Source organism: Mesorhizobium sp. IMUNJ 23033 (genome assembly GCF_044778005.1).
GTDB lineage: Bacteria > Pseudomonadota > Alphaproteobacteria > Rhizobiales > Rhizobiaceae > Mesorhizobium > Mesorhizobium amorphae_A.
The window spans coordinates 52477-72347 of sequence record NZ_JBJACT010000031.1; the positions used below are offsets into that span (position 1 = coordinate 52477).

General features: G+C 63.0%; 24 protein-coding genes. 13 read left to right on the top strand and 11 right to left on the bottom strand.

Annotated elements, in window-relative coordinates; all coding sequences use genetic code 11:
* Positions 1-177: 177 nt before the first annotated feature.
* From ispG to ACFX5Q_RS27610, 3 genes are all read left to right on the top strand, one after another.
* A complete protein-coding gene (ispG, locus tag ACFX5Q_RS27600; RefSeq protein WP_404283055.1) occupies positions 178-1431 on the top strand; it encodes a flavodoxin-dependent (E)-4-hydroxy-3-methylbut-2-enyl-diphosphate synthase in 1254 nt (417 codons plus the stop codon).
* Positions 1432-1597: 166 nt separating this feature from the next.
* Complete coding sequence (locus tag ACFX5Q_RS27605) at positions 1598-2434, top strand: lytic transglycosylase domain-containing protein (protein WP_404283120.1); 837 nt, start codon at positions 1598-1600, stop codon at positions 2432-2434.
* Between the two features lie 38 nt (positions 2435-2472).
* Positions 2473-3024 carry a chloramphenicol phosphotransferase CPT family protein gene (locus tag ACFX5Q_RS27610; RefSeq protein ID WP_404283056.1) on the top strand — a complete coding sequence of 184 codons (552 nt, stop codon included), beginning with the start codon at positions 2473-2475 and terminating at the stop codon, positions 3022-3024.
* A gap of 52 nt (positions 3025-3076) precedes the next feature.
* Here ACFX5Q_RS27610 and ACFX5Q_RS27615 read toward each other — a convergent pair whose 3' ends face one another.
* Together ACFX5Q_RS27615 and ACFX5Q_RS27620 are read right to left on the bottom strand one after the other, a co-directional pair.
* Positions 3077-5419 carry a response regulator gene (locus ACFX5Q_RS27615; RefSeq protein WP_404283057.1) on the bottom strand — a complete coding sequence of 781 codons (2343 nt, stop codon included), beginning with the start codon at positions 5417-5419 and terminating at the stop codon, positions 3077-3079.
* Positions 5420-5563: 144 nt separating this feature from the next.
* A complete protein-coding gene (locus tag ACFX5Q_RS27620; protein WP_404283059.1) occupies positions 5564-6307 on the bottom strand; it encodes a hypothetical protein in 744 nt (247 codons plus the stop codon).
* A 169-nt stretch (positions 6308-6476) separates the two neighbouring features.
* Here ACFX5Q_RS27620 and ACFX5Q_RS27625 point away from each other — a divergent pair, with 169 nt between their 5' ends.
* A complete protein-coding gene (locus tag ACFX5Q_RS27625) occupies positions 6477-7157 on the top strand; it encodes a TetR/AcrR family transcriptional regulator (protein ID WP_404283061.1) in 681 nt (226 codons plus the stop codon).
* 22 nt (positions 7158-7179) lie between these two features.
* Here ACFX5Q_RS27625 and ACFX5Q_RS27630 read toward each other — a convergent pair whose 3' ends face one another.
* Positions 7180-8097 (bottom strand): polyprenyl synthetase family protein, encoded by a 918-nt coding sequence (locus ACFX5Q_RS27630; RefSeq protein ID WP_404283062.1) that lies wholly within the window; start codon positions 8095-8097, stop codon positions 7180-7182.
* Positions 8098-8226: 129 nt separating this feature from the next.
* On the opposite strand from ACFX5Q_RS27630, the gene ACFX5Q_RS27635 reads away from it, so the two are divergent.
* The 4 genes from ACFX5Q_RS27635 to ACFX5Q_RS27650 all read left to right on the top strand — a co-directional run bounded on the left by ACFX5Q_RS27635 (position 8227) and on the right by ACFX5Q_RS27650 (position 11024).
* Positions 8227-8934: a transglycosylase domain-containing protein gene (locus tag ACFX5Q_RS27635; RefSeq protein ID WP_404283121.1), complete on the top strand. Its 708-nt coding sequence runs from the start codon at positions 8227-8229 to the stop codon at positions 8932-8934.
* 152 nt (positions 8935-9086) lie between these two features.
* Positions 9087-9269, top strand: coding sequence for a 50S ribosomal protein L32 (gene rpmF / locus ACFX5Q_RS27640; protein WP_006203806.1), 183 nt, complete (start codon positions 9087-9089; stop codon positions 9267-9269).
* A 155-nt stretch (positions 9270-9424) separates the two neighbouring features.
* The gene (locus ACFX5Q_RS27645; RefSeq protein WP_404283065.1) at positions 9425-10366 is read left to right on the top strand and encodes a phosphoribosylaminoimidazolesuccinocarboxamide synthase; all 942 of its coding nucleotides are present in this window, start codon (positions 9425-9427) and stop codon (positions 10364-10366) included.
* Between the two features lie 256 nt (positions 10367-10622).
* Complete coding sequence (locus tag ACFX5Q_RS27650; RefSeq protein WP_120013490.1) at positions 10623-11024, top strand: hypothetical protein; 402 nt, start codon at positions 10623-10625, stop codon at positions 11022-11024.
* 14 nt (positions 11025-11038) lie between these two features.
* On the opposite strand, the gene ACFX5Q_RS27655 is transcribed toward ACFX5Q_RS27650, so the two are convergent.
* The 3 genes from ACFX5Q_RS27655 to ACFX5Q_RS27665 form a co-directional block, all read right to left on the bottom strand.
* Positions 11039-11470: a heme-binding protein gene (locus ACFX5Q_RS27655; RefSeq protein WP_192182136.1), complete on the bottom strand. Its 432-nt coding sequence runs from the start codon at positions 11468-11470 to the stop codon at positions 11039-11041.
* 189 nt (positions 11471-11659) lie between these two features.
* Entirely contained in the window at positions 11660-11893 is a 234-nt protein-coding gene (locus ACFX5Q_RS27660) for a hypothetical protein (protein ID WP_192182137.1), read from the bottom strand.
* A gap of 79 nt (positions 11894-11972) precedes the next feature.
* Positions 11973-12494: a winged helix-turn-helix transcriptional regulator gene (locus tag ACFX5Q_RS27665; protein WP_404283066.1), complete on the bottom strand. Its 522-nt coding sequence runs from the start codon at positions 12492-12494 to the stop codon at positions 11973-11975.
* A gap of 100 nt (positions 12495-12594) precedes the next feature.
* On the opposite strand from ACFX5Q_RS27665, the gene ACFX5Q_RS27670 reads away from it, so the two are divergent.
* Together ACFX5Q_RS27670 and ACFX5Q_RS27675 are read left to right on the top strand one after the other, a co-directional pair.
* Positions 12595-13431 carry an alpha/beta fold hydrolase gene (locus ACFX5Q_RS27670; protein ID WP_404283068.1) on the top strand — a complete coding sequence of 279 codons (837 nt, stop codon included), beginning with the start codon at positions 12595-12597 and terminating at the stop codon, positions 13429-13431.
* 191 nt (positions 13432-13622) lie between these two features.
* Entirely contained in the window at positions 13623-14279 is a 657-nt protein-coding gene (locus ACFX5Q_RS27675) for a glutathione S-transferase family protein (protein ID WP_404283069.1), read from the top strand.
* Between the two features lie 31 nt (positions 14280-14310).
* Here the strand turns inward: ACFX5Q_RS27675 and ACFX5Q_RS27680 are convergent, their stop codons facing one another.
* The 3 genes from ACFX5Q_RS27680 to ACFX5Q_RS27690 all read right to left on the bottom strand — a co-directional run bounded on the left by ACFX5Q_RS27680 (position 14311) and on the right by ACFX5Q_RS27690 (position 16172).
* Positions 14311-14598, bottom strand: a complete 288-nt coding sequence (locus tag ACFX5Q_RS27680) for a helix-turn-helix transcriptional regulator (protein ID WP_192182141.1) — start codon at positions 14596-14598, stop codon at positions 14311-14313.
* A 31-nt stretch (positions 14599-14629) separates the two neighbouring features.
* Positions 14630-15877, bottom strand: a complete 1248-nt coding sequence (locus ACFX5Q_RS27685; RefSeq protein ID WP_404283071.1) for an MFS transporter — start codon at positions 15875-15877, stop codon at positions 14630-14632.
* Positions 15878-15977: 100 nt separating this feature from the next.
* Complete coding sequence (locus ACFX5Q_RS27690; protein WP_404283073.1) at positions 15978-16172, bottom strand: DUF1192 domain-containing protein; 195 nt, start codon at positions 16170-16172, stop codon at positions 15978-15980.
* Positions 16173-16285: 113 nt separating this feature from the next.
* Between ACFX5Q_RS27690 and ACFX5Q_RS27695 the strand changes: the two genes are divergently transcribed.
* From ACFX5Q_RS27695 to ACFX5Q_RS27705, 3 genes are all read left to right on the top strand, one after another.
* Positions 16286-17296, top strand: coding sequence for an NAD(P)H-quinone oxidoreductase (locus tag ACFX5Q_RS27695; RefSeq protein ID WP_404283074.1), 1011 nt, complete (start codon positions 16286-16288; stop codon positions 17294-17296).
* Between the two features lie 161 nt (positions 17297-17457).
* Positions 17458-17598: a DUF1127 domain-containing protein gene (locus tag ACFX5Q_RS27700; RefSeq protein WP_404283076.1), complete on the top strand. Its 141-nt coding sequence runs from the start codon at positions 17458-17460 to the stop codon at positions 17596-17598.
* Positions 17599-17916: 318 nt separating this feature from the next.
* Positions 17917-18615: a DUF1013 domain-containing protein gene (locus ACFX5Q_RS27705; RefSeq protein WP_006203788.1), complete on the top strand. Its 699-nt coding sequence runs from the start codon at positions 17917-17919 to the stop codon at positions 18613-18615.
* Between the two features lie 66 nt (positions 18616-18681).
* Here ACFX5Q_RS27705 and ACFX5Q_RS27710 read toward each other — a convergent pair whose 3' ends face one another.
* Both ACFX5Q_RS27710 and ACFX5Q_RS27715 read right to left on the bottom strand, forming a co-directional pair.
* Entirely contained in the window at positions 18682-19401 is a 720-nt protein-coding gene (locus ACFX5Q_RS27710) for a YafY family protein (RefSeq protein WP_065518138.1), read from the bottom strand.
* A 52-nt stretch (positions 19402-19453) separates the two neighbouring features.
* On the bottom strand, positions 19454-19864 hold the full coding sequence (locus tag ACFX5Q_RS27715) for a hypothetical protein (RefSeq protein WP_404283078.1): 411 nt from the start codon (positions 19862-19864) through the stop codon (positions 19454-19456).
* Between the last annotated feature and the right edge of the window lie 7 nt (positions 19865-19871).

Here is a 19871-nt window from a genome sequence, read left to right on the forward strand (position 1 = left end):
CTGAAATCCAATATCCCACTGTTGTCGTCACCGGCGAAGCCGGAATGCGACTCTCGTGAACGCCAGGCTTTCTTGGCCTCCCGGCGATTTGCCGCGACTGCTTGCCGCTTGCCATTGACAAGCCATCTTTGCTCCTCCACCTCATGCCCGGACCTTCTAGATAAGAGGCGGCCGGCCATGACCGGGTATTTTTCCTCTCCTTTCCCGCGCCGCACGTCGGTCGGCGTCGACGTCGGCGGCGTCATAGTCGGCGGCGGTGCGCCTGTCGTCGTGCAGTCGATGACCAATACCGACACGGCCGATATCGACCAGACCGTGGCGCAAGTTGCAGCGCTGCATCGTGCCGGCTCCGAGATCGTGCGCATCACCGTCGACCGCGACGAGAGTGCCGCCGCCGTGCCCTCCATCCGTGACCGGCTCCAGCGGCTTGGCGTCAACGTGCCGCTGGTCGGCGATTTCCACTATATCGGCCACAAGCTCTTGGCCGATCATCCGGCTTGCGCCGAGGCGCTGGCCAAATACCGCATCAATCCCGGCAATGTCGGTTTCAAGGACAAGAGGGACCGCCAGTTCGCGGCGATCGTCGAGATGGCGATCAAATACGACAAGCCGGTGCGTATCGGCGTCAACTGGGGCTCGCTCGACCAGGATCTGCTGACCCGTCTGATGGACGAAAACCAGGCGCAAGGCTTTCCGCTCACCGCCCAGGAAGTCACCCGTGAGGCGATCGTGCAGTCGGCGATCCTGTCGGCCGAGATGGCCGAGGAGATCGGCCTTGGCCGCGACAAGATAATCCTGTCGGCCAAGGTCAGCGGCGTGCAGGACCTGATCGCCGTCTACACCGAACTCGCCACCCGCTCCAACCACGCGCTGCATCTCGGCCTTACCGAGGCGGGCATGGGCTCGAAAGGCATTGTCGCCTCGTCCGCCGCGATGGGCATCCTGCTGCAGCAAGGCATCGGCGACACGATCCGCATCTCGCTGACGCCGGAGCCGAATGGCGATCGCACGCGCGAGGTGCAGGTGTCGCAGGAATTGCTGCAGACCATGGGCTTCCGGCAGTTCGTGCCGATCGTCGCCGCCTGCCCCGGCTGCGGCCGCACGACCTCAACCGTGTTCCAGGAACTGGCGCAGAACATCCAGGCCGACCTCAGGAAGAACATGCCCGTCTGGCGCGAGAAATATCCCGGCGTCGAGAACCTCAAGGTCGCGGTGATGGGCTGCATCGTCAACGGCCCGGGCGAATCCAAACATGCCGATATCGGCATTTCGCTGCCAGGCACCGGCGAGACGCCGACGGCGCCGGTGTTCGTCGACGGCAAGAAGGCGGCGACGCTGCGCGGCCCTTCGATCGCAGCGGATTTCGAGAAGATGGTCGCCGACTATATCGAGCAGCGGTTCGGGCGCCACGGCAAGGCCGCGGCGGAATGAGCCCATGCCGAAAATCTACTCCGGCGGCCACCTGAAGGCGTCTTCTGCGCTTCCGGTGCTCACGGACCGGATGTCCGCTCCGCGCCGGTTCTCGAAGCCACCATCATCTGGCTCACCGGAGCAATTTTCAACACGGGCTCAGCGTTTGGCGCACGTCGTTGCGCTTATTGTTTCCTTTTTCTCTCTTTGGCTTCTGTGGGGCAACACGGCTTACGCCGATCCGCCGCAATCCGCGGCCAAGAGATTGATCAACCGGGTCTGCGATCTGATCGAGGCGCATGCCGACCAGAACGGCCTGCCCAAGGACTTCTTCGCTCGGCTGATCTGGAAGGAAAGCCGCTTCGATCCGAATGCGGTGAGCCCCGTCGGAGCGGAAGGCATCGCCCAGTTCATGCCGGGAACCGCCAAGATGCGAGGGTTGGCCAATTCCTTCGACATCGAGCAGGCGATCCCGGCTTCGGCGAAATACCTCGCCGAGATGAAGGTCGGCTTTGGCAATCTTGGCCTGGCGGCGGCTGCCTACAATGCCGGCGAGAACCGTGTGTCGCGCTGGCTGAGTTCCGGCGGCTTCCTGCCGATGGAGACCGAGAGCTACGTCTTCGACATCATGGGTGAACCCGCCGACAAGTTCACCGACACCACCTATGCCGGCACCATCCAGCCGCTCGACAAGAAAATGAGCTTCGCCGTCGCTTGCCGCAAACTGCCGGTGATCATGTCGAGAACCGTGGCGATGGCCTCGATCAACGTCAAGCCATGGGGCGTCCAGGTGGCTGGAAATTTCCGCCGGGGTGCTGCGATCAATCAATGGCTGCGGGTGAGGGGCCGGTTTCCGGCCCTGCTCTCCGGCCATGATCCGGTCGTCAGCCGGGTGCGCACGCCGATCGGGCGCCGCGGTATCTATGCGGTCCGCATCGGTGTAGACAATCGCGCCGCCGCCAACGTCATTTGCCAGAAACTGCAAAGCGTCGGCGGCGCCTGTATCGTGGTGCGGAACCGGTAGGTCGTGGATCGCAAATCCTGGCTAGAAGGGGTTCTGACGTGACAGCCAAAATTGTCCTGCTCAACGGCGTCGGCAGCGCCGGCAAGAGTTCGATCGCCAGGGCGCTGCAAACGATCACCGCCGAGCCCTTCCTGCATGTGCAGATGGACGCCTTTTTGGAGATGCTGCCCGAGGCGCTGCAGGACCATGCGCAAGGCTTCGCCTTCGAAACACTATTGCAGGACGGCAAGCCGTCCGTCGTCATCCAGGCAGGTCCGGTCGGCCGGCGCGCGATGCAAGGCATGCGGCACGCCGTTGCCGCCATGGCCGGGCAGGGTAACAACCTCATCGTCGATGACGTGCTCTGCGACGACGAGATGTCGGAGTATCAGGCGCTGCTGTCCGGCTTCGATCTCCACGTGGTCGGCGTCTTCGCGCCGCTGGCCGTGCTCGAGGCGCGGGAGGCCCAGCGTGCCGACAGGCTGCCTGGCCTGGCGCGCTGGCAATACGACCGTGTCCACAAGGGCAACCGCTACGATCTCGAGATCGACACCAGCTTGCTCTCGCCGCTCGAATGCGCCCGTCGCATCCAACAGGAATTTCGGCTATAGGCGGTCATGAAATTGGCCGAGGGGTTGCCCGTCCGAGGCATGGATGGGGTGGCTAAGCCGTCTTCGCCACCACCGTCTCGCTGAGCCAAGCGCCGATCTTGGTGCCGAGGCGGTCGGGCGAGACCGGCTTCGGCAGATAGTCGTCCATGCCGGCTTCGATGCATTTTTCGCGATCGCCTTTCAGAGCATGTGCTGTGACGCCGATGATCGGCGTATGGCTGCCGCTCTGCTGTTCGATCGCGCGGATGGCGCCGGTCGCCTCGTAGCCGTTCATCTCCGGCATCGAGACGTCCATCAGGATCAGCTTCGGTCGCAACGCCCGGTACATCTCGACCGCGGTGCGGCCGTTGCCGGCGATACGATAGCTCAGTCCCAACCCGCTGAGGATCTGGCCGAACACCAGCTGGTTGACGTCATTGTCCTCGGCGATGAGGATGTCGATCGGACCATTGGCTGCCGTGGCCGACTCCGGCGCGGCCGGCGCCGGGATTGCCGGGCCGCGGATGATGGTGAAGGCGGGTGCGGCCGCTGGTGTCGCCTGCGGCGCGGCCGGCTCGCGAACGAAGCGCGCCTTGCCGACCTGGGCGCGGGCCTTCTGGATGACCGAGATGACGGTGCCGAGCAGGATGGCCGAGCGCGCCGGCTTGGTCAGATAAGCGGCGATGCCGAAATCGATGACCATCTTGCCGAAATCGACCTGGTCGACGGAGGTCAAGAGCACGACCGGAATGGCGGCAAGGCGGCTGTCGGCGGCAATCGCCCTTGCGACGTCGGCGCCGTTCATGCCGGGCATCTGGTAGTCGAGGATGATGCAATCCACCGACGCGCCGAGTTGAGTGGCGCGGTCGAGGAAGGCCAGGCCGACGGCACCGCTTTCGGCGGCGGCGCAGTCGAAGCTCCAGCTTTTCAGCTGCTCGAGCAGGATCTCGCGGTTGACAGGATTGTCGTCGATGACCAGCACGCGGGCGCCGGTAACATCGACCGGCACGATCTCATCGCGCGCGGCCTGCTGGTGCGCCGGCAGCGGCACGGCAAACCAGAAGACGGAGCCGCGGCCGATCTCGCTTTCGACGCCGATCTTGCCCCCCATCAGGTCGACGAGGCGGGCGGCAATCGCCAGGCCGAGCCCGGTGCCTTCATGGCGGCGCGTCGAGGAACCGTCGACCTGCGCGAATTTCTCGAACACGTTCTGCAGCTTCTCGGCCGGAATGCCGATGCCGGTGTCCTCGACGCGGACCTTGAGCTGGATGACGCCGTCGACCACGTCGCCGCCGACATCGACCAGCACATGGCCCTTTTCGGTGAACTTGACCGCATTGCCGAGCAGATTGGTGATGATCTGCCGGAAGCGGCCGGCGTCGCCGACGACGAAGGAGGGCAGGCGCGGATCGACGCGCACGATCAACTCGAGGTTCTTTTCGGCGACGCGCGCCGACACCAGCGTCGCCACGTCCTCGACCGCCTCGGACAGGCGGAAGGGCGCGGGGTCGAGCGTCAGCTGGCCGGCGTTGATCTTGGAGAAATCGAGGATGTCGTTGATGATGGTGAGCAGCGCATTGCCGGATTTGACGATGACGTCAGTAAACGTCTTCTGGCGCGAGGTCAGGTCGGTCTTGGCCAGCAGCTCGGCCATGCCCAGCACGCCATTCATCGGCGTGCGGATCTCATGGCTCATATTGGCCAGGAATTCGGATTTGGCGCGATCGGCGGCCTCGGCCTTGAACAGCGACTCTGCGGATTCGGCGAAGGCGCGGCGGATCGCCTTTTCCATCGGTCGAAAGACCCACATGGCGACAATGGCAAGGACGGCGAACAACAGGCCGCTCGCCCACAACAGCAGCCTGTCGCTCGAAGCGTCCGCCAGATGGCGTTCGGCATCCATGGCGGTGCGGACGCGGACCAGCATCGGCTGGGCAAACAGGTCGTTCTGATTGCGGATTTCGCGATAGCTCCATTCATCGACCTTCTGCGCCACCGACATCAGGTTGAAGTTGCGCACCATGTCGCGCGCCGACCAGAACAGGTCCCCGTTCACGGACGCGGAATCGAGCTCGTTGAGGGTGTCTTTCGAAAGCCGTGATTTTATAGCGGCCAGCTGGGCCGTCAGGGTCGCGATCTCGCCGGCCAGTCGCTCGGAGTGGCCTCGGGCCGACGCCACCAGCCCGTCGCGGGTTTCGGCCCGCCAGGCGGTGCCGGTGGTCTCGGCGAAATTGGTGGCGTTGCGCAGGTCGCGGCCGAAGATGACGAAATTGCTGCTGAGGGCATCGACGTCGTGACGGAAGGAATTGACGCGGTTGAGCGCGAACATGACCGCGGCGGAGGCCAGCGCGAAGATCAGCAATCCCGACAGATAACGGACCCGGATCGACCGGATGAAGGAAGAGTATTCCGGCATGCGCAACCCCAACACATACGCATCATTATTATGGTCGGGATTACGCTTGATTTACATTAAAATTTCGTTCGTGCGGGGCCGTCGATGTCGCGGCTGCACGTCAATGAATGACGGCTTTTGATCCTATGCCGCCGCGACAGTAATCTACCGGGCGATAGGTGCATCAATTCTGAGCAGTTGGGTCGTTACCCTTTCACGCCAGAACTCGTCGATAGCGCTCGCGCGTACCCACAGCCATCCGGCAAGCCAGGCGATCGCTATCGCAAGAACCACCAAGCCTAGATCAAGAGCCCACTCCGGCACGAACGCACGAAGCGCGATAGGCACTGCGCCAATGAAATAGAGAGCGAGCGGAATGCGCGACACGCCTCTTCCAACGGCAAGAGAGATTACGAACACGAGCGTCCCAATTAGAAAAAGCAACGAACTGATGACCAGGACCAGGCCGAGCGGTCCGGCTCGAAGGTCGATGATGGTCGTCAGCGGAAGCTTCGAAAATACGAGATTGATCACCACCTCCACACCTTCCAAACTTGCCAGTGCAACGAAGTTGATGACAAACGCGATAGTGCCGAATAGGCCCGCGCGCCGGCCAAACGCAAGAAACAAGCCTATGACGAGGCCAAGCGCCAATATCTCGGCGAGTGGCGCGAGAAGTTGCGTTAGATCGGTGGTTGGGATGAGCGAACTCCGTTTAGCCGCGTTGACCAAAAGAATAAGCGCGCTTCCCACCCCGGCGACGGCGGCAAGCCGATAGAGCGTGACGCCGGGCACAGCGGCGTTCGACAGAACGGTTCGGAAATTCTCCTTGTGCTGGGGTTCTTCGGCCGCACCCCGGGGCGATGTGAACGAATGCGGACGGCGAGGTTCGGCGTTTCTGGCGAGCATGTTCGTTCCTCCATCTGGGCATTTGGCAGCCGCGAAGACCGCTGGCCTGTTCCGTCCCATCTGTAATCACTGCTTACATCCTCATGCCGAGATTGTAAACAGTGATTACATGATTTGCGGCAGCATGATATAGAGGCGAGATGCAGCTCTACTGAACGAAGGGAACGAGATGCCAAAAGCCGAGACGCCTCGCCGTACTGGTTACCACCATGGCAATCTGCGGGAGGTGCTGATCGATGCCGCGGTTCAACTTGTCGAGGAGGGCGGCCCTGACAATGTGAGCGTGCGCGAAGCCGCAAAGCGGGCGGGTGTTTCTCCCGGCGCGCCCTTCCGTCATTTCGCCAACAAGACCGCATTGATGACGGCTGTCGCAGAGCAGGCAATGAGCCGGTTCCGCTCGGAGATTACCATTGCAGTCGAGAGCGTAGCGACGGACGACCCCATTGAGCGCTTTGCCGCAGTTGGGATCGCCTATCTGCGCTGGGCAATTCGAAATCCCACCCATTTCCAGGTCATCTCGACGCGGAGTCTTATCGATTGGGATAGTTCGGAGTCGCTGCGTCACGATAACGAAGCGGTGCGTGCGTTGGTAGAACGGTCGATGGTAGAGGCGCAGCGACGAAACATGCTCCGGTCAAACGACATAGCAGAGACCCAGATAGCCGCGAGGGCGCTTGTCTACGGGCTCGCACGCATGTGCATTGACGGGCACTTTGCGCAATGGGCAGTGGCCGGGCATACCGCGGAGCAAACTGCGCAGGACGTATTAAACCACTTCGTGACACTCATTGGAAACGACGAGCCAAAAACAGCCAAGAAGGTGAATCTCACCTTGGAGAACCCGGACTAAGCGCATCCAGTTGGTCGCAACTTCAGTTGTTGCGCGTCGCCACGAATTTTGCCGCTTCCTTCAGCAGCACTGCCTGTTCGCCGTAAGGCTCCAGCAGCGCATGTGCTTGGCCGACGAGGCCGTTGAGCTGGCTGCGCGCCCAGCCGGCGCCGTGCAGCGCCACCAGCGTCGCCTTGCCGGCGGCAGCGTCCTTGCCGGTCGCCTTGCCCATCTGGTGCGCGTCCGCCGTCAGGTCGAGCAGGTCGTCGGCAAGCTGGAAGGCAAGCCCGATCGCCGAGCCGAATTCGGCCAGTCTTTCGCGGTCCTCTTGTGCCGCGCCGCCGATGATGGCGCCTGCCTCGCAGGCGAAGCGGATCAGCGCGCCGGTCTTCATTGCCTGCAGCCGGATAATGCCGGCCTCGTCCGGCCTGCTGCGCTCGGCCTCGAGGTCGAGCGTCTGGCCGCCGACCATGCCGCCGGCGCCGGCGGCGCGGGCAAGCGCCAGCACCAGGGCTGCCCTGCGCTCCGCCGGCAGCATCGTTGCCTCATCGGCCAGGATGTCGAAGGCGAGCGTCAGAAGCGCGTCGCCCGCAAGGATCGCGGTGGCGTCGTCGAAGGCCTTGTGCACGGTCGGCTGGCCACGGCGCAGATCGTCATCGTCCATGGCCGGCAAATCGTCATGGATCAGCGAATAGCAATGCACGCATTCGAGCGCGGCTGCGACGCGCAATGCTGCCTCGCCGTCGGCGGAGAAAAGTGCGGCGCTTTCCATGACCAGGAAAGGACGGAGCCGCTTGCCGCCATTCAGCACGCCGTGACGCATGGCCGCCATCAGCCGCTCCGGCCGGGCGATCTCGCCCGAAAGCGTGCGGGCGTCGAGGAGCTGCCTCAACATAGCCTCAAGCGGGGCCACCCGCGCGGAAAGCACGATTTCGAAGCCCATTTGGTCGTCTTTCGTCATGGCCGGGAGCGGTAGCCGACACTCAGACATTGCGCAAGAAGCCTCTCGCCATTATGCCGGAGCAGCTGATAGCGCAGGTGGGGCGGCTTGACGGAACCGATCGTCGATCATGAAACCGAAGGGCTGGACATGGCGCGACCGAGGCGCTTGAACCGCGCCGGTCTCGAGCGCCTGGGCCGGCGTGGCATCGTCGTGGCTGCCGTGCTGGCCCTGATACCCGTGGTGCTGACCTTCCTCTATCTGCCGTCCTTCGTGCATCCGGTGTCGACGCTGATGCTGAAGGATCTGGCGACGTTCTCCGGTTATGACCGGCGCTGGGTCTCGATCGACGACGTGTCGCCGGTGCTGGCCAATTCGGTGATCATGTCGGAGGACGGGCAGTTCTGCTTCCATCGCGGCGTCGATCTCGGTGAATTGCGCGGCGTCGTCGACGATGCGCTGGCCGGCGAAGCGACGCGCGGCGCCTCGACCATCACCATGCAGACGGTGAAGAACCTCTATCTGTGGTCGAAGCCGCTGGGCACTGTGCGCAAGGTGGTGGAGCTGCCCTTGGCCGTCTATTTCGACGCGGTGATGTCGAAGCGGCGCATCATGGAGATCTATCTCAACATCGCCGAGTGGGGGCCGGGCATCTATGGCATCGAGGCCGCCGCCCAGCACCATTTCGGCGTTTCGGCAAAACGGCTGTCGCGCCGGCAGGCGGCATTGCTTGCCGTCACCTTGCCCAACCCGATCGCCCGCAACCCGGCCAAGCCCGGGCCGGGGCTGAGGCGGCTGGCGGCTTTAATCGAGCGGCGCGCGGGCAGGTCGGGTGCTTATGTCGGCTGCCTAGATTAGAGGCTTTGTTTCGGCCTAAAAAAATTCTCGGTAGTGCTGGCCAAAACGGCGCAGGGCGTGTATAGGCACCCGACTTTCTCAGATTCCGGCCCCTGACGCGGCCCTTTCACGAGGGCAGCCGGGGCATTTTGACCATCTAGTGGAGCATATCCATGGCCGTTCCGAAACGAAAAACCTCTCCGTCCAAGCGCGGCATGCGCCGCTCGGCCGACGCCCTCAAGGCCCCGACCTATGTCGAGGACAAGAATTCCGGCGAAATGCGCCGTCCGCACCATATCGACCTGAAGACCGGCATGTATCGCGGCCGCCAGGTTCTGGAGCCGAAGGAAAGCTGAGAAGCTTTTTCACGGTTTTGCGCCTATCAAAAGACCGGCCAATGGCCGGTCTTTTTGCATTGTCGGGCAAGCCTAACCCTTCGCGCTTGATATGCTGAGGGTCGAGGGCTTATGCGATGATGGAATCCACCAATCTTCGGAAGGCAGGAGATCCGATGCGCACTCTGTCCGATGCCTTCATTCCCGAATTGCCGGGCCACTACAGGGGCAAGGTCCGCGAGAACTACGACCTGCCGGACGGCAGGCGCATCATCATCGCCACCGACCGGGTCAGCGCCTTCGACATCATCCTGACCTCGATCCCGCTCAAGGGAGAGATCCTGACCCAGATTGCACGGTACTGGTTCGAGGAAACCGCCGATATCTGTCCGAACCATGTTCTGGAATACCCCGACCCAAACGTCGTCATTGGCACCCGGCTCGATATTCTGCCGGTCGAGATCGTCGTGCGCGGTTATCTGGCGGGAACCACCAGCACCTCGATATTGACCAAGTACCGGAAGGGTGAGCGGGACCTGTATGGCATCAGCCTGCCTGATGGCTTGCGTGACAACGAAAAACTGGCTGAGGCGATCATCACGCCGACGAGCAAGGCCTTGGACGGTGCTCATGATGAGCCTCTGTCCAAGGCCGAAATCATCGAACAGGGCCTTCTCACGCAGGCGCAGTGGGATACCGTATCGAACTACGCCTTGCAGTTGTTCGCCAGGGGCCAGGCGCGCGCCGCCGAACGCGGCCTGATCCTCGCCGATACGAAATACGAATTCGGCACCGACAAGAACGGCACCATAATTCTTGCCGACGAAATCCATACGCCGGACAGCAGCCGGTACTGGATCGCGGCGAGCTACGAAGGGGCCTTCGAAAGCGGCAATCGTCCGGAGAGTTTCGACAAGGACTTCATCAGGTCGTGGGTCTCGGCGCGGTGCGATCCTTATAGGGATTCGATACCGAAGATACCGGACGAGGTCGTAAGCCAGGCTTCGCGCGTCTACGCGCAGGCCTATGAGGCAATCACCGGCAAGAAATTCCTTCCCGACACCTCCGGCCACACCGTGTTGGATCGCATCCGCTCGAACCTTGAGCGTTATTTTTGACGACCAGGTGAGCCCCCTTCGGGTACCGCAACGTGGTAGCCCGGTTGCTGCTGACGCCGTTGTTTCGGACGGTCTTTGTCCGTGTTCGCTACGCGCGCGAAAAATCTTGACGACAATGGCCCGGGCGCTGCTAGTGAGAGATCAGAGCGCGCCGTATCTGAGCGGCACTGTGCGGCGCACCTCGAGTTGTTGTTTCCGTGCGTATCGCTGTCTGAAGCCCGCCTTTGGGCGACACGCACCCAACCGGAGACCCGCAATGTTCGGTGCCATTCCGCTGCTGATCGTGCCCTTCGTGCTCTACAATCTCGGACTTCTCGGAATCTTCGGCAGCGGCGACGACCCGTGGGCAACCGAGATGTTCTCGATCGGCATGATGTCGGGCGGGGTGTTCTCGATGACGCTTGGCGACCTGATGGTGCTGATCGCGCTGGTCTTCCTGTTCGCCGAAATGGTGAAGTCGGTGCGCACGACGAATGCCTCGATCCTGGATCATCTCTTGTCGACGCTGGTCTTCGTGGCGTTCCTGGTCGAGTTCCTGCTGGTGAAGGGCGCGGCGCATTCCGTCTTCTTCACGCTGATGGTGATTGCGCTGTTCGATGTACTGGCCGGCTTCTCGGTGTCGATGCGCTCGGCAAGCCGGGATATCAACTTGAATTAAGGGCTCGGTGCGCCTCAGCCCGGGTCGGCGGTGAAGCCGGCTGCTTCGATGCCGGCGATTGCGGCTGCCTCATCATTGTCCGACGTGTCGCCGGAAATGCCGACCGCGCCGATGACGGTGCCTGACTTGTCGCGGATCAGCACGCCGCCGACAACGGGCAGCACGCGGCCGCCCGATACGTCCGAGATGCCGGCGACGAGATGCGGCCGCTCCTTGGCGAAGGCCTCGACGCGGCGCGAGCCCATGCCGATCGCCAGTGCTCCATAGGCCTTGCCAGCCGACATTTGCGGACGCAGGAACGAGGCGCCGTCCTGGCGCTGGAAGGCGACAAGATGGGCGCCGGCATCGAGGACCGATACGCCCAGCGGCTTGAGCTTGAGCTCCGCACCTTTGGCGAAGGCGGCGCCGATGATCTCGATGGCTTTGGCGAGCGTCAGTGCGGTCATGGCAATCTCCTGTTGAAACGCGTCAATCATCGACCGGCCGCAGGAGATGCGAAATCCCGATTGCGGTTGAAATTGCTTCGCGTGAAAAGGCGAAACGGAAGGCGAGGCCACCATGGAACGAGCCGGCGACCGGCACGCGCCCGATATGGCATCGCCGTGCGGCTACTTACAGACTGCTGGTGAAGAAGGCTATTTTTTCTTGGCCCGCGCCGGTTTTTTGGCCGGAGCAGCTGCCGCATTGGCGAGGTCTTCGGCTTCCTTGGCCAGGCGCAGCGCCCTCAGCTTGTTGGTCTTGGCCTGGCGGGCGTCGCTCTCAGCGACATACTCAGCCATCGCCTTCTGGCGGACCGTGGCCGCTTCTTCCTGCTTCTTGAAACGCAAATCAGCCCGTGCGCGGGCGGTATCCTTAGAGTTCTCGACCAAGAGCGTTGTCCAATCCCATAAATTATTGCTTTCAGGTCCTTGATAGCAGAGCCGGCCCGCAATTGCGAAAATAAGTTGGTCAGGCCGGGTTGCGCACGGCACCGAGCGCCTTGCGCGCGACCACGGCCTCATACCCGGCCTGCAAGATTGCGCGCACGGTGGGGCCCGCTGCGCGGGCGGGGGCGCCGAGATGCTCGTGGCGCAAATCGTCCATGAAGTGCTCCCACATCGGTGGGCCGCCTTTCTCCAGAAGCTCGGCGCGGATCGAGAGTTCCTCAGTGACCGGCAGCCAGACACGGCCCCAGGCGCCGAGATGCGCCAGGATAGGCACCAGCGAGATCGCCATCTCGGTCAGGCTATAGATTGCCTTCTGCTTGTGGGAGGGATCGTCGGCCTTGGTCAGCATGCCCAACTCCATCAGCCGCTTCAGCCGGTCGGCAAGGATGTTGGAAGCGATGCCCTCGATCGACCCGTTGAGCAGTTCGCGGAAATGGCGCCTGCCGCCGAAGATCATGTCGCGCAGGATGATCAGGCTCCAGCGGTCGCCAAACACTTCGAGCGACAAGTTGATCGGACATCCGGACCGGTGGTCGGTGCTCATGCGAGTCTCCAGCAAAAACTGGTTGCATTATCTTATCAGTCTTATTATCGTGCAACTGATTGCAAAATGCAATCGGATTTGAATGCGATGGAGGAGAAGCATGAGCAGGAACGAGCAACCCGAAATCGTATCGCAGACGTTTGGCGATCCGGCGCATCCGGCGGTGCTGCTGATCATGGGCGCCATGGCTTCCATGCTCTGGTGGCCGGAGGCGTTCTGCCGGAAGCTCGCCGATGCGGGCCGCTTCGTGATCCGCTACGACAATCGCGATACCGGGCTGTCGACCAAATATACGCCGGGCGAGCCGCCCTACACGTTCGACGACATGGCCGATGATGCCATCCGCGTGCTCGACGATCATGGTGTTGAGAGCGCGCATGTCGTCGGCATGTCGATGGGCGGCATGATCGCGCAGCTTGTGGCGCTGAAACACCCATGGCGCGTCACGACGCTCACGGTCGTCAGCAGTTCGCCGATGGGCGTGGACACGTCCCGTCTGCCCGGAACGACCGATGCCTATCGGGAGCATTCGGCCGAAGGCGCGAAGGTCGATTGGGCGGATCGTGACCAGGTGATAGGCTTCGTGGTCAGTGACGCGCGCGCCATCGCCGGCATTGCGCATCCGTTCGACGAGAAACGGACGAGAGCGTTCGTCGAGCAAGACTACGACCGCTCCGGTGGCCTTTTGAGCGCGACCAACCACTTCATGCTTCAAGGTGGTGAGGACTGGAAGGGCCGCTTGCATAACATGAAGGCTCCGCTCCTCGTCATCCACGGCACGGCGGACCCGATCTTCCCGGTCGAGCATGGCGCCGCTCTTTCCGAGGCGGTCGCTGGTGCAAGGCTGGTGCGGATCGAAGGCGGCGGCCACGAACTGCATCCCGATGACTGGCCGGAAATCGTCGCCGCCATCGCGACGCATAGCCAGGCAGGCTGAGCGCGGTCACTGTCAGGTCGGACTTGCGGCGATAGGTAAGCACGTGCCTCACTATTGAAATCGATGACCAGAGCGGTTCACCGTTTCACGGAAACGCAGAACCGCTCTATCCTTTTTGTTTTGACGCAATTCCGGACGGAAAACCGCTACACACTTTTCCTGGAATTGCCTAAGAAAGAAGCGAGCAGACAATGTCTCTGACCATGCATCTCCACCCGCTGGCGTCCTTCTGCTGGAAGCCGCTCATCGCGCTCTACGAGAACGGCACGCCGTTCAACTCCGTCATCGTCGATCTCGGCAACGAGCAGTCGCGTGCCGCCTTCCTGAAGCTGTCGCCCGCCGGCAAGATGCCGGTGCTGCAGGACGAGGCGCTTGGCCATACGGTGCCGGAATCGACCATCGTCATCGAATACCTCAACGCGCATTACCCCGGACCGGTCGACCTGATCCCGGCCGATATCGATCTTGCCCGTCAGGTTCGCCTGGCCGATCGCTTCTACGATTTCTATGTCCAGGAGCCGATGCAGAAGGTCGTCGGCGACCGCCTGCGGCCGGAAGGCAACACCGATCCGTTCGGCGTCGAGCAGGCCCGCGCCCAGCTGCGTGGCTCCTACGCCATCATCGAAAGGGAGATGCAGTCGCGGACATGGGCGGTGGGCGATGCCTTCACCATGGCCGACTGCGCCGCGGCGCCGGCCTTGTTCTATGCCAACAAGGTCGAGCCGTTCGGCGACAACTACCCGGCAGTAAAGCGCTACCACGACCGCCTGCTCGCGCGGCCGTCGGTGGCCCGCGTGATCGAGGAAGCGCAGCCCTATTTCAAGCTGTTTCCCTACAACAACGGTTAGCGCCGATCGCCGAAATCTGGCCGACGATGTCTCAGCTTCCGGGCGACCCAAGCTCCCCGGCTTCCCAGAACTGGTCGAGCCAGACGTTCAATCCGAGGAAGCCGGCGCTGCTCACCGCATAGACGCGCCTGGTGCCTTCGGCCTTGGCGTTGACCAGGCCCGCGTCGAGCAGCACTTTCAAATGCTGGGAAACGGCCGGGCGCGACACTGGCAGCCCGGCAGCGAGTTCGTTGACGGTCTTCGGGCCGCGCCGGAGCTCTTCGAGAAGGTAGCGCCGGTTCGGATCGGCGATCGCCATGAAGGCGTCGGAAAAGATCATGCCTTATTTGTGGGGCAAAGCTCCCGAAATCTCAACCATTGGTTTCATTCTTTCTGCGCGGATCAAGCCGCAAGGCTTCCGGTGTGACCGAGCGGTCGGCCGGCTGCGTCGTGAACGCGTCGCGATCTTCGATCGGCACCGGAGCGCGGCGGCTGATGCGCAGCAGCGTGTAGGCGGCCAGGCAAAGATGCGCGAGCGCGGTTGCAAGAAACAGTCCCTCGGGACGAAACCAGCCCATCAGGCCGGCTGCCAGCAACGGGCCGATCATGGTGCCGAAGCCATAAAGCAGCAGCAGGCCGCCGGAGACCTTGACGAAGTCCTCGGCGCGGGCGTGGTCGTTGGCATGCGCCACGGCGATCGAATAGAGCGTGTAGGCGAAGGCGCCATAGGCGGCGGTGAAGACGATGACGAACAGGCTGGAGCGCGGTTCGAACAGGAACATCAGGATGGCGAACAATGCCGCGCCGAAGGCAGCGCCGGCCAGCACGAAACGGCGATCGGTCTTGTCGGACAGACGCCCGGCCGGAAGCTGCATGGCGGCGCCGGCAACGACCACGAGGCTCATCATCAGCGCGATCTCGGCCGTGGAAATGCCGATGCGGGCGCCATAGACTGCGCCCAGCGTGCCCCAGGCGCCATTGGCGATGCCGATCAGCAGGCAGGCGATCGCCGAAACCGGCGAATTGGCATAGAGCCCTTTGACGTCGAGCTTGACGTCCTGCAGCGGCTTGGGGTGCGAAGCCGACGAGACGGCGGTCGGGATTAGCGACAGGCAGAACAATATGCCGGTGATCATGAACAGCGAGGCCGATTTCACGTCGCCGCCTGCAACGATCATCTGGCCGCCCATGATCGAGGCGTAGGTGACCATCATGTAAAGGCCGAAGACGGTGCCGCGGTTCTCGTTGGTGGCCTTCTCGTTCAGCCAGCTTTCGATGACCATGAAGGCGCCGGCCATGGTGAAGCCGGTGAAGGCGCGCAGCAGGATCCAGATATATTCGTCGATGACGAGGCCGGTGAGCAGGGCGACGATGGCGCCCGACGCGGCAAAGGCGCCGAAGGCCCTGACATGGCCGGCGCGCCGCACGATGCGAGGCGCAAAGAAACAGCCGGTGACGAAGCCGCCGGCCCAGGCCGTGCCCATCAGGCCGAGCGATGCCGTTGAAAACCCTTCCACCTGGCCGCGCAGCGGCAGAAGCAGCCCGTGCAGACCGGAGGCTGCGAGCAGGAAGGCGGTGCCGCGAAGCAGCGAAAGGATCGGCCTGTAGGTTGCGAACATGTTTTGATCCGGCTGGAATTTCGGGGCGCAGGTCTGAAGACAGTGGCATTCGGGCTTTTCAGCGGCGCGCGTCGCAGCTCCGAAGGCCTATCGGTGGAAATCATCCACGGCGAAACAGCGCCTCGGCAGCGGATTTGGTCGTGCTTTTGCTCTTGAGCTCGCCTTCCAGCCGGGCGATCTCGTCGCGCAGGATGCCGATCCGCTCGGTGAGCTCGCCGACCGAAAGCAGCGCCAGATCCTGTCCGATCTCGTGCGGACGGGCTTTCTTTTTGGGTTCGTCGTCGAAGATCGCCATCGTCGCTCCTCCCTGATTCAGCATTTGCCTGATTTGGCAATCAGCATACATAGGGCAGGGGTGCTGATGCAAACAGCCGGCGACAGAGCGGCATATTCGAGACGGGACAGTTCATGGCGAGCGCACAGAAAATTCCGGCGAAGATGACGGCCATTGCGATTTCCGAACCCGGCGGCCCACGGGTGCTGAAGCCGGAAACGCGCGACGTACCCATGCCCGGTCCGGGCGAGATCCTGATCCGGGTTCGCGCTGCCGGCGTCAACCGGCCCGATGTGCAGCAGCGCAAGGGCGCCTATCCGCCGCCACCCGGCGCGTCCGACCTGCCGGGCCTCGAAGCGTCGGGCGAAGTGGCGGCCCTGGGCGACGAGATATCGCGCTGGCGCATCGGCGACCGGGTCTGCGCGCTGACGCCAGGCGGCGGCTATGCCGAATATGTCAAGGTGCATGCCGGCAGCGTGCTGCCGCTGCCGGCCGGCTTCACCCACACCGAGGCGGCGGCGGTGCCGGAGAACTATTTCACCGTCTGGCACAATGTCTTCGAGCGCGGCGGCCTGAAAAGCGGCGAGACGCTGCTCGTCCATGGCGGCTCGTCAGGCATCGGCACCACGGCGATCCAGCTGGCATCCGCCTTCGGCGCCTACGTCATCACCACCGCCGGCAGCAAGGAGAAATGTGACGCCTGCCTCAAGCTCGGCGCCGACCGGGCGATCAACTACCGCGAAGAGGATTTTGTCGCCGCGGTCAAGGACGCGACCGCCGGCAAGGGCGCCAATGTCATCCTCGACATGGTCGGCGGCGACTACATCGTGCGCAATTACGAGGCGGCGGCGATAGAAGGCCGCATCGTGCAGATCGCCTTGCAGGGCGGCGCCGTGGCGAGCGCCGATTTCTCCAAGATCATGGTCAAGCGGCTCACCCATACCGGCTCGACGCTCAGGCCACGCACCGTCGAATTCAAGGCGGCAATCGCCGCCGCGCTCGAGGCGCAGGTGTGGCCGCTGCTCGGCACCCGCAGGATAGCGCCGGTCATGGACATGATCTACCCGCTCACGGATGCCTGGCGGGCGCATGAGCGGATGGAGGAGGGCGAGCATATCGGCAAGATCGTGCTCGACGTCGGCTAGGATCCTGGGTGCGCGCGTCGCCTGCTGCATCCTGAACAAAGGCTTAATGCTGCAATGCACAATTGCATTGCGGCCATGCAAAAGCGTCCGTTCATTTCTTGGGCAACGATGCCTATCTAAGCGGCATCGAAACGATTTGATCCAACAAATGGAGGACTACCATGAACCCGATCCGCGCTTACCGTAACTGGCGCATGTACAACGAAACCGTGCGCGAGCTGAACAAGCTCAACGCCCGTCAGCTGCACGACCTCGGCATCAACCGTGGCGACATCGAGAGAATCGCCCGCCAGGCGATTTGATTTTCCGGCAGGTCCGGCCCGAAAGGCCGGACCTGCCGAAAGAAGCCAGAGCCGCCGCTGACAGTTTTGCGTCGCCGGCTCCGAGCCCGCTGGACCCTGTCCGGCGGGTTTTGTCTTTGTGGCCCGCCCCTTGCGGCGGTACCGACCGCCGATCGCTGATCGGCCGTTGCCATGCTCTGTCGCCGCTCTTGCCGCGACTTTCCCAAAAACATTGCGAAATGACAGCGGAGCGGTTATACAGGCCGCGAATTTCCCATTTTGGTGGCTCTAAAACCACCGCCCGCGCGGGAACGCGGGCGAACGAGAAGGATTTTTAAAATGGCCAATACGCTGCTGATGCCCAAGGCGACCGCCGTCTGGCTGGTCGACAACACTGCGCTCTCCTTCGAGCAGATCGCGCAGTTCTGCGGGCTGCATCCGCTCGAGGTCAAGGCGATCGCCGACGGCGAATCGGCGCAAGGCATCAAGGGCATGGACCCGATTATGACCGGTCAGCTGACCCGCGACGAGATCGCGCGCGCCGAGAAGGATCCAAACCATCGTCTGAAGCTCTCTGACCCCAAGGTGCGGGTGCCGGAATCCAAGCGCAAGGGTCCGCGCTACACGCCGCTGTCGAAGCGCCAGGACCGGCCGAACGCCATCCTGTGGCTGGTGCGCAACCATCCGGAGCTGAAGGACGCGCAGATCTCGCGCCTCGTCGGCACCACCAAGTCGACGATCGACCAGATCCGCGAGCGCAAGCACTGGAATTCGGCCAATCTGCAGCCGATGGACCCGGTGACGCTGGGTCTGGCCTCGCAGATCGACCTCGACATGGAAGTCAATCGCGCCTCGCGCGGCCGCGAGCAGGCGCAGCCTGTCGGCGATACGCTGCTACCGGCGGCGCTGACCGAACGGTTGGTGCCGGCGCCGGAAAAGCCCAAGGACGAGGATGCCGAGCTCGATGCCAACGCCGTCTTCGCCAAGCTTTCGGCCTTGAAGTCGAAAGACAAGGATGAGGAAGCGGACGAGGAGTAAGCTTCTCGGCAACCAACAAAAAAGCCCGCTTCGAGCGGGCTTTTTCATCGGTTGTCTCGCGCTGCCTCAGCTACGCGCCGCCCGATCCGGCGTCATGCCGTAGTCTTCGCTGCGCTCCACCGCCCGGTAGAAATCAGCCAGCTGCTTACCGCGTTCCGGCTTGAAGATGCGGCCGGCGATCACGACCGAAGCGATGCGGTCGATGCGGAAGGCGCGAAAATCGTCGCGCATCTCGCACCAGGCGACCAGCGTCCACACCTTGCCCCAGAACCACAGGCCGAGCGGCCGTATGTCGCGCGCGGTGCCGCGGCCGGCCTCGTCCGAGTAGTCGATGGTCAGCACCTGGCGTTTCTCGACGGCGCGCTCGATCAGGTCGATCGCCTCGCGCGCGGCATCGCTCACCACCCACATCGGCGTATGGATCTCGGTACGGGCGATGCGGTCTTTCTCGGCGTCGGGCAGCACGGCGCCGATCTTGACAAGCGCCTCGTCGGCGGCCCTGGCCATGGCGGCGCCGCCAAAGGCCCGCACCATGCGGGCGCCCGCGACCAGCGCCACGATCTCGTCACGCGTGAACATCAGCGGCGGAAGGTCGAAACCCTCCCTCATCATGTAGCCAACGCCCGCCTCGCCGTCGATCGGCACCCCGGTCGACTGCAGATCGGCGATGTCGCGGTAGATGGTTCGCTCGGAAACCTCGAGCCATGTGCCCAACTTCTGGGCAGTGACCAGACGGCCACCGCGCAGATGCTGCACGATCTGGAAGAGCCTGTCGGCACGGCGCATCGTATGGTCCCTCGGCGTTGTCTTTATGCATGTCGTGGTCGGGCGACATGCATTATGGTTTTAGCCCTTCGCGCTTGCGCTGCGCGGCGACGAACTCCGCGCCGAAGGACAATTTCCTCGTTGTCAGCGTCTTGGCGTCGATCACCCGCCAGAAGGGTGCGACGTCACTCAGCGACATGCCGCGCTCCAGATCCTCATTGGCGGCCTCCGCGACGGTGCGCAGATGATAGCCGATGGTGACCGGACATGTCACTTCGGCACCGTGCTCGATGGCTAAAGCGGTGCGCAGGGCGCGGACATCCATTTCGACGCCCTTGGGAATGGAGCGGATGAAATCGTCGACCTGGCGTGCCGTCGGCACCAGCATCGACTGGCCTTCGACGACGTCGGCCACCGTGCGCGGCGACGGTTTGATGCCGTTGATCCCCGCTGTGTTCAGCCTATCGTTCCAGCTTTTCACCATGCGCGTA

Coding starts and splice junctions, on each gene's coding strand:
- ispG (WP_404283055.1), top strand. CDS start 178: ATGACCGGGTATTTTTCCTCTCCTTTCCCGCGCCGCACGTCGGTCGGC.
- ACFX5Q_RS27615 (WP_404283057.1), bottom strand. CDS start 5,419: ATGCCGGAATACTCTTCCTTCATCCGGTCGATCCGGGTCCGTTATCTG.
- ACFX5Q_RS27620 (WP_404283059.1), bottom strand. CDS start 6,307: ATGCTCGCCAGAAACGCCGAACCTCGCCGTCCGCATTCGTTCACATCG.
- ACFX5Q_RS27625 (WP_404283061.1), top strand. CDS start 6,477: ATGCCAAAAGCCGAGACGCCTCGCCGTACTGGTTACCACCATGGCAAT.
- ACFX5Q_RS27630 (WP_404283062.1), bottom strand. CDS start 8,097: ATGACGAAAGACGACCAAATGGGCTTCGAAATCGTGCTTTCCGCGCGG.
- ACFX5Q_RS27635 (WP_404283121.1), top strand. CDS start 8,227: ATGGCGCGACCGAGGCGCTTGAACCGCGCCGGTCTCGAGCGCCTGGGC.
- rpmF (WP_006203806.1), top strand. CDS start 9,087: ATGGCCGTTCCGAAACGAAAAACCTCTCCGTCCAAGCGCGGCATGCGC.
- ACFX5Q_RS27645 (WP_404283065.1), top strand. CDS start 9,425: ATGCGCACTCTGTCCGATGCCTTCATTCCCGAATTGCCGGGCCACTAC.
- ACFX5Q_RS27650 (WP_120013490.1), top strand. CDS start 10,623: ATGTTCGGTGCCATTCCGCTGCTGATCGTGCCCTTCGTGCTCTACAAT.
- ACFX5Q_RS27655 (WP_192182136.1), bottom strand. CDS start 11,470: ATGACCGCACTGACGCTCGCCAAAGCCATCGAGATCATCGGCGCCGCC.
- ACFX5Q_RS27665 (WP_404283066.1), bottom strand. CDS start 12,494: ATGAGCACCGACCACCGGTCCGGATGTCCGATCAACTTGTCGCTCGAA.
- ACFX5Q_RS27670 (WP_404283068.1), top strand. CDS start 12,595: ATGAGCAGGAACGAGCAACCCGAAATCGTATCGCAGACGTTTGGCGAT.
- ACFX5Q_RS27675 (WP_404283069.1), top strand. CDS start 13,623: ATGTCTCTGACCATGCATCTCCACCCGCTGGCGTCCTTCTGCTGGAAG.
- ACFX5Q_RS27680 (WP_192182141.1), bottom strand. CDS start 14,598: ATGATCTTTTCCGACGCCTTCATGGCGATCGCCGATCCGAACCGGCGC.
- ACFX5Q_RS27685 (WP_404283071.1), bottom strand. CDS start 15,877: ATGTTCGCAACCTACAGGCCGATCCTTTCGCTGCTTCGCGGCACCGCC.
- ACFX5Q_RS27690 (WP_404283073.1), bottom strand. CDS start 16,172: ATGGCGATCTTCGACGACGAACCCAAAAAGAAAGCCCGTCCGCACGAG.
- ACFX5Q_RS27695 (WP_404283074.1), top strand. CDS start 16,286: ATGGCGAGCGCACAGAAAATTCCGGCGAAGATGACGGCCATTGCGATT.
- ACFX5Q_RS27700 (WP_404283076.1), top strand. CDS start 17,458: ATGAACCCGATCCGCGCTTACCGTAACTGGCGCATGTACAACGAAACC.
- ACFX5Q_RS27705 (WP_006203788.1), top strand. CDS start 17,917: ATGGCCAATACGCTGCTGATGCCCAAGGCGACCGCCGTCTGGCTGGTC.
- ACFX5Q_RS27710 (WP_065518138.1), bottom strand. CDS start 19,401: ATGCGCCGTGCCGACAGGCTCTTCCAGATCGTGCAGCATCTGCGCGGT.
- ACFX5Q_RS27715 (WP_404283078.1), bottom strand. CDS start 19,864: ATGGTGAAAAGCTGGAACGATAGGCTGAACACAGCGGGGATCAACGGC.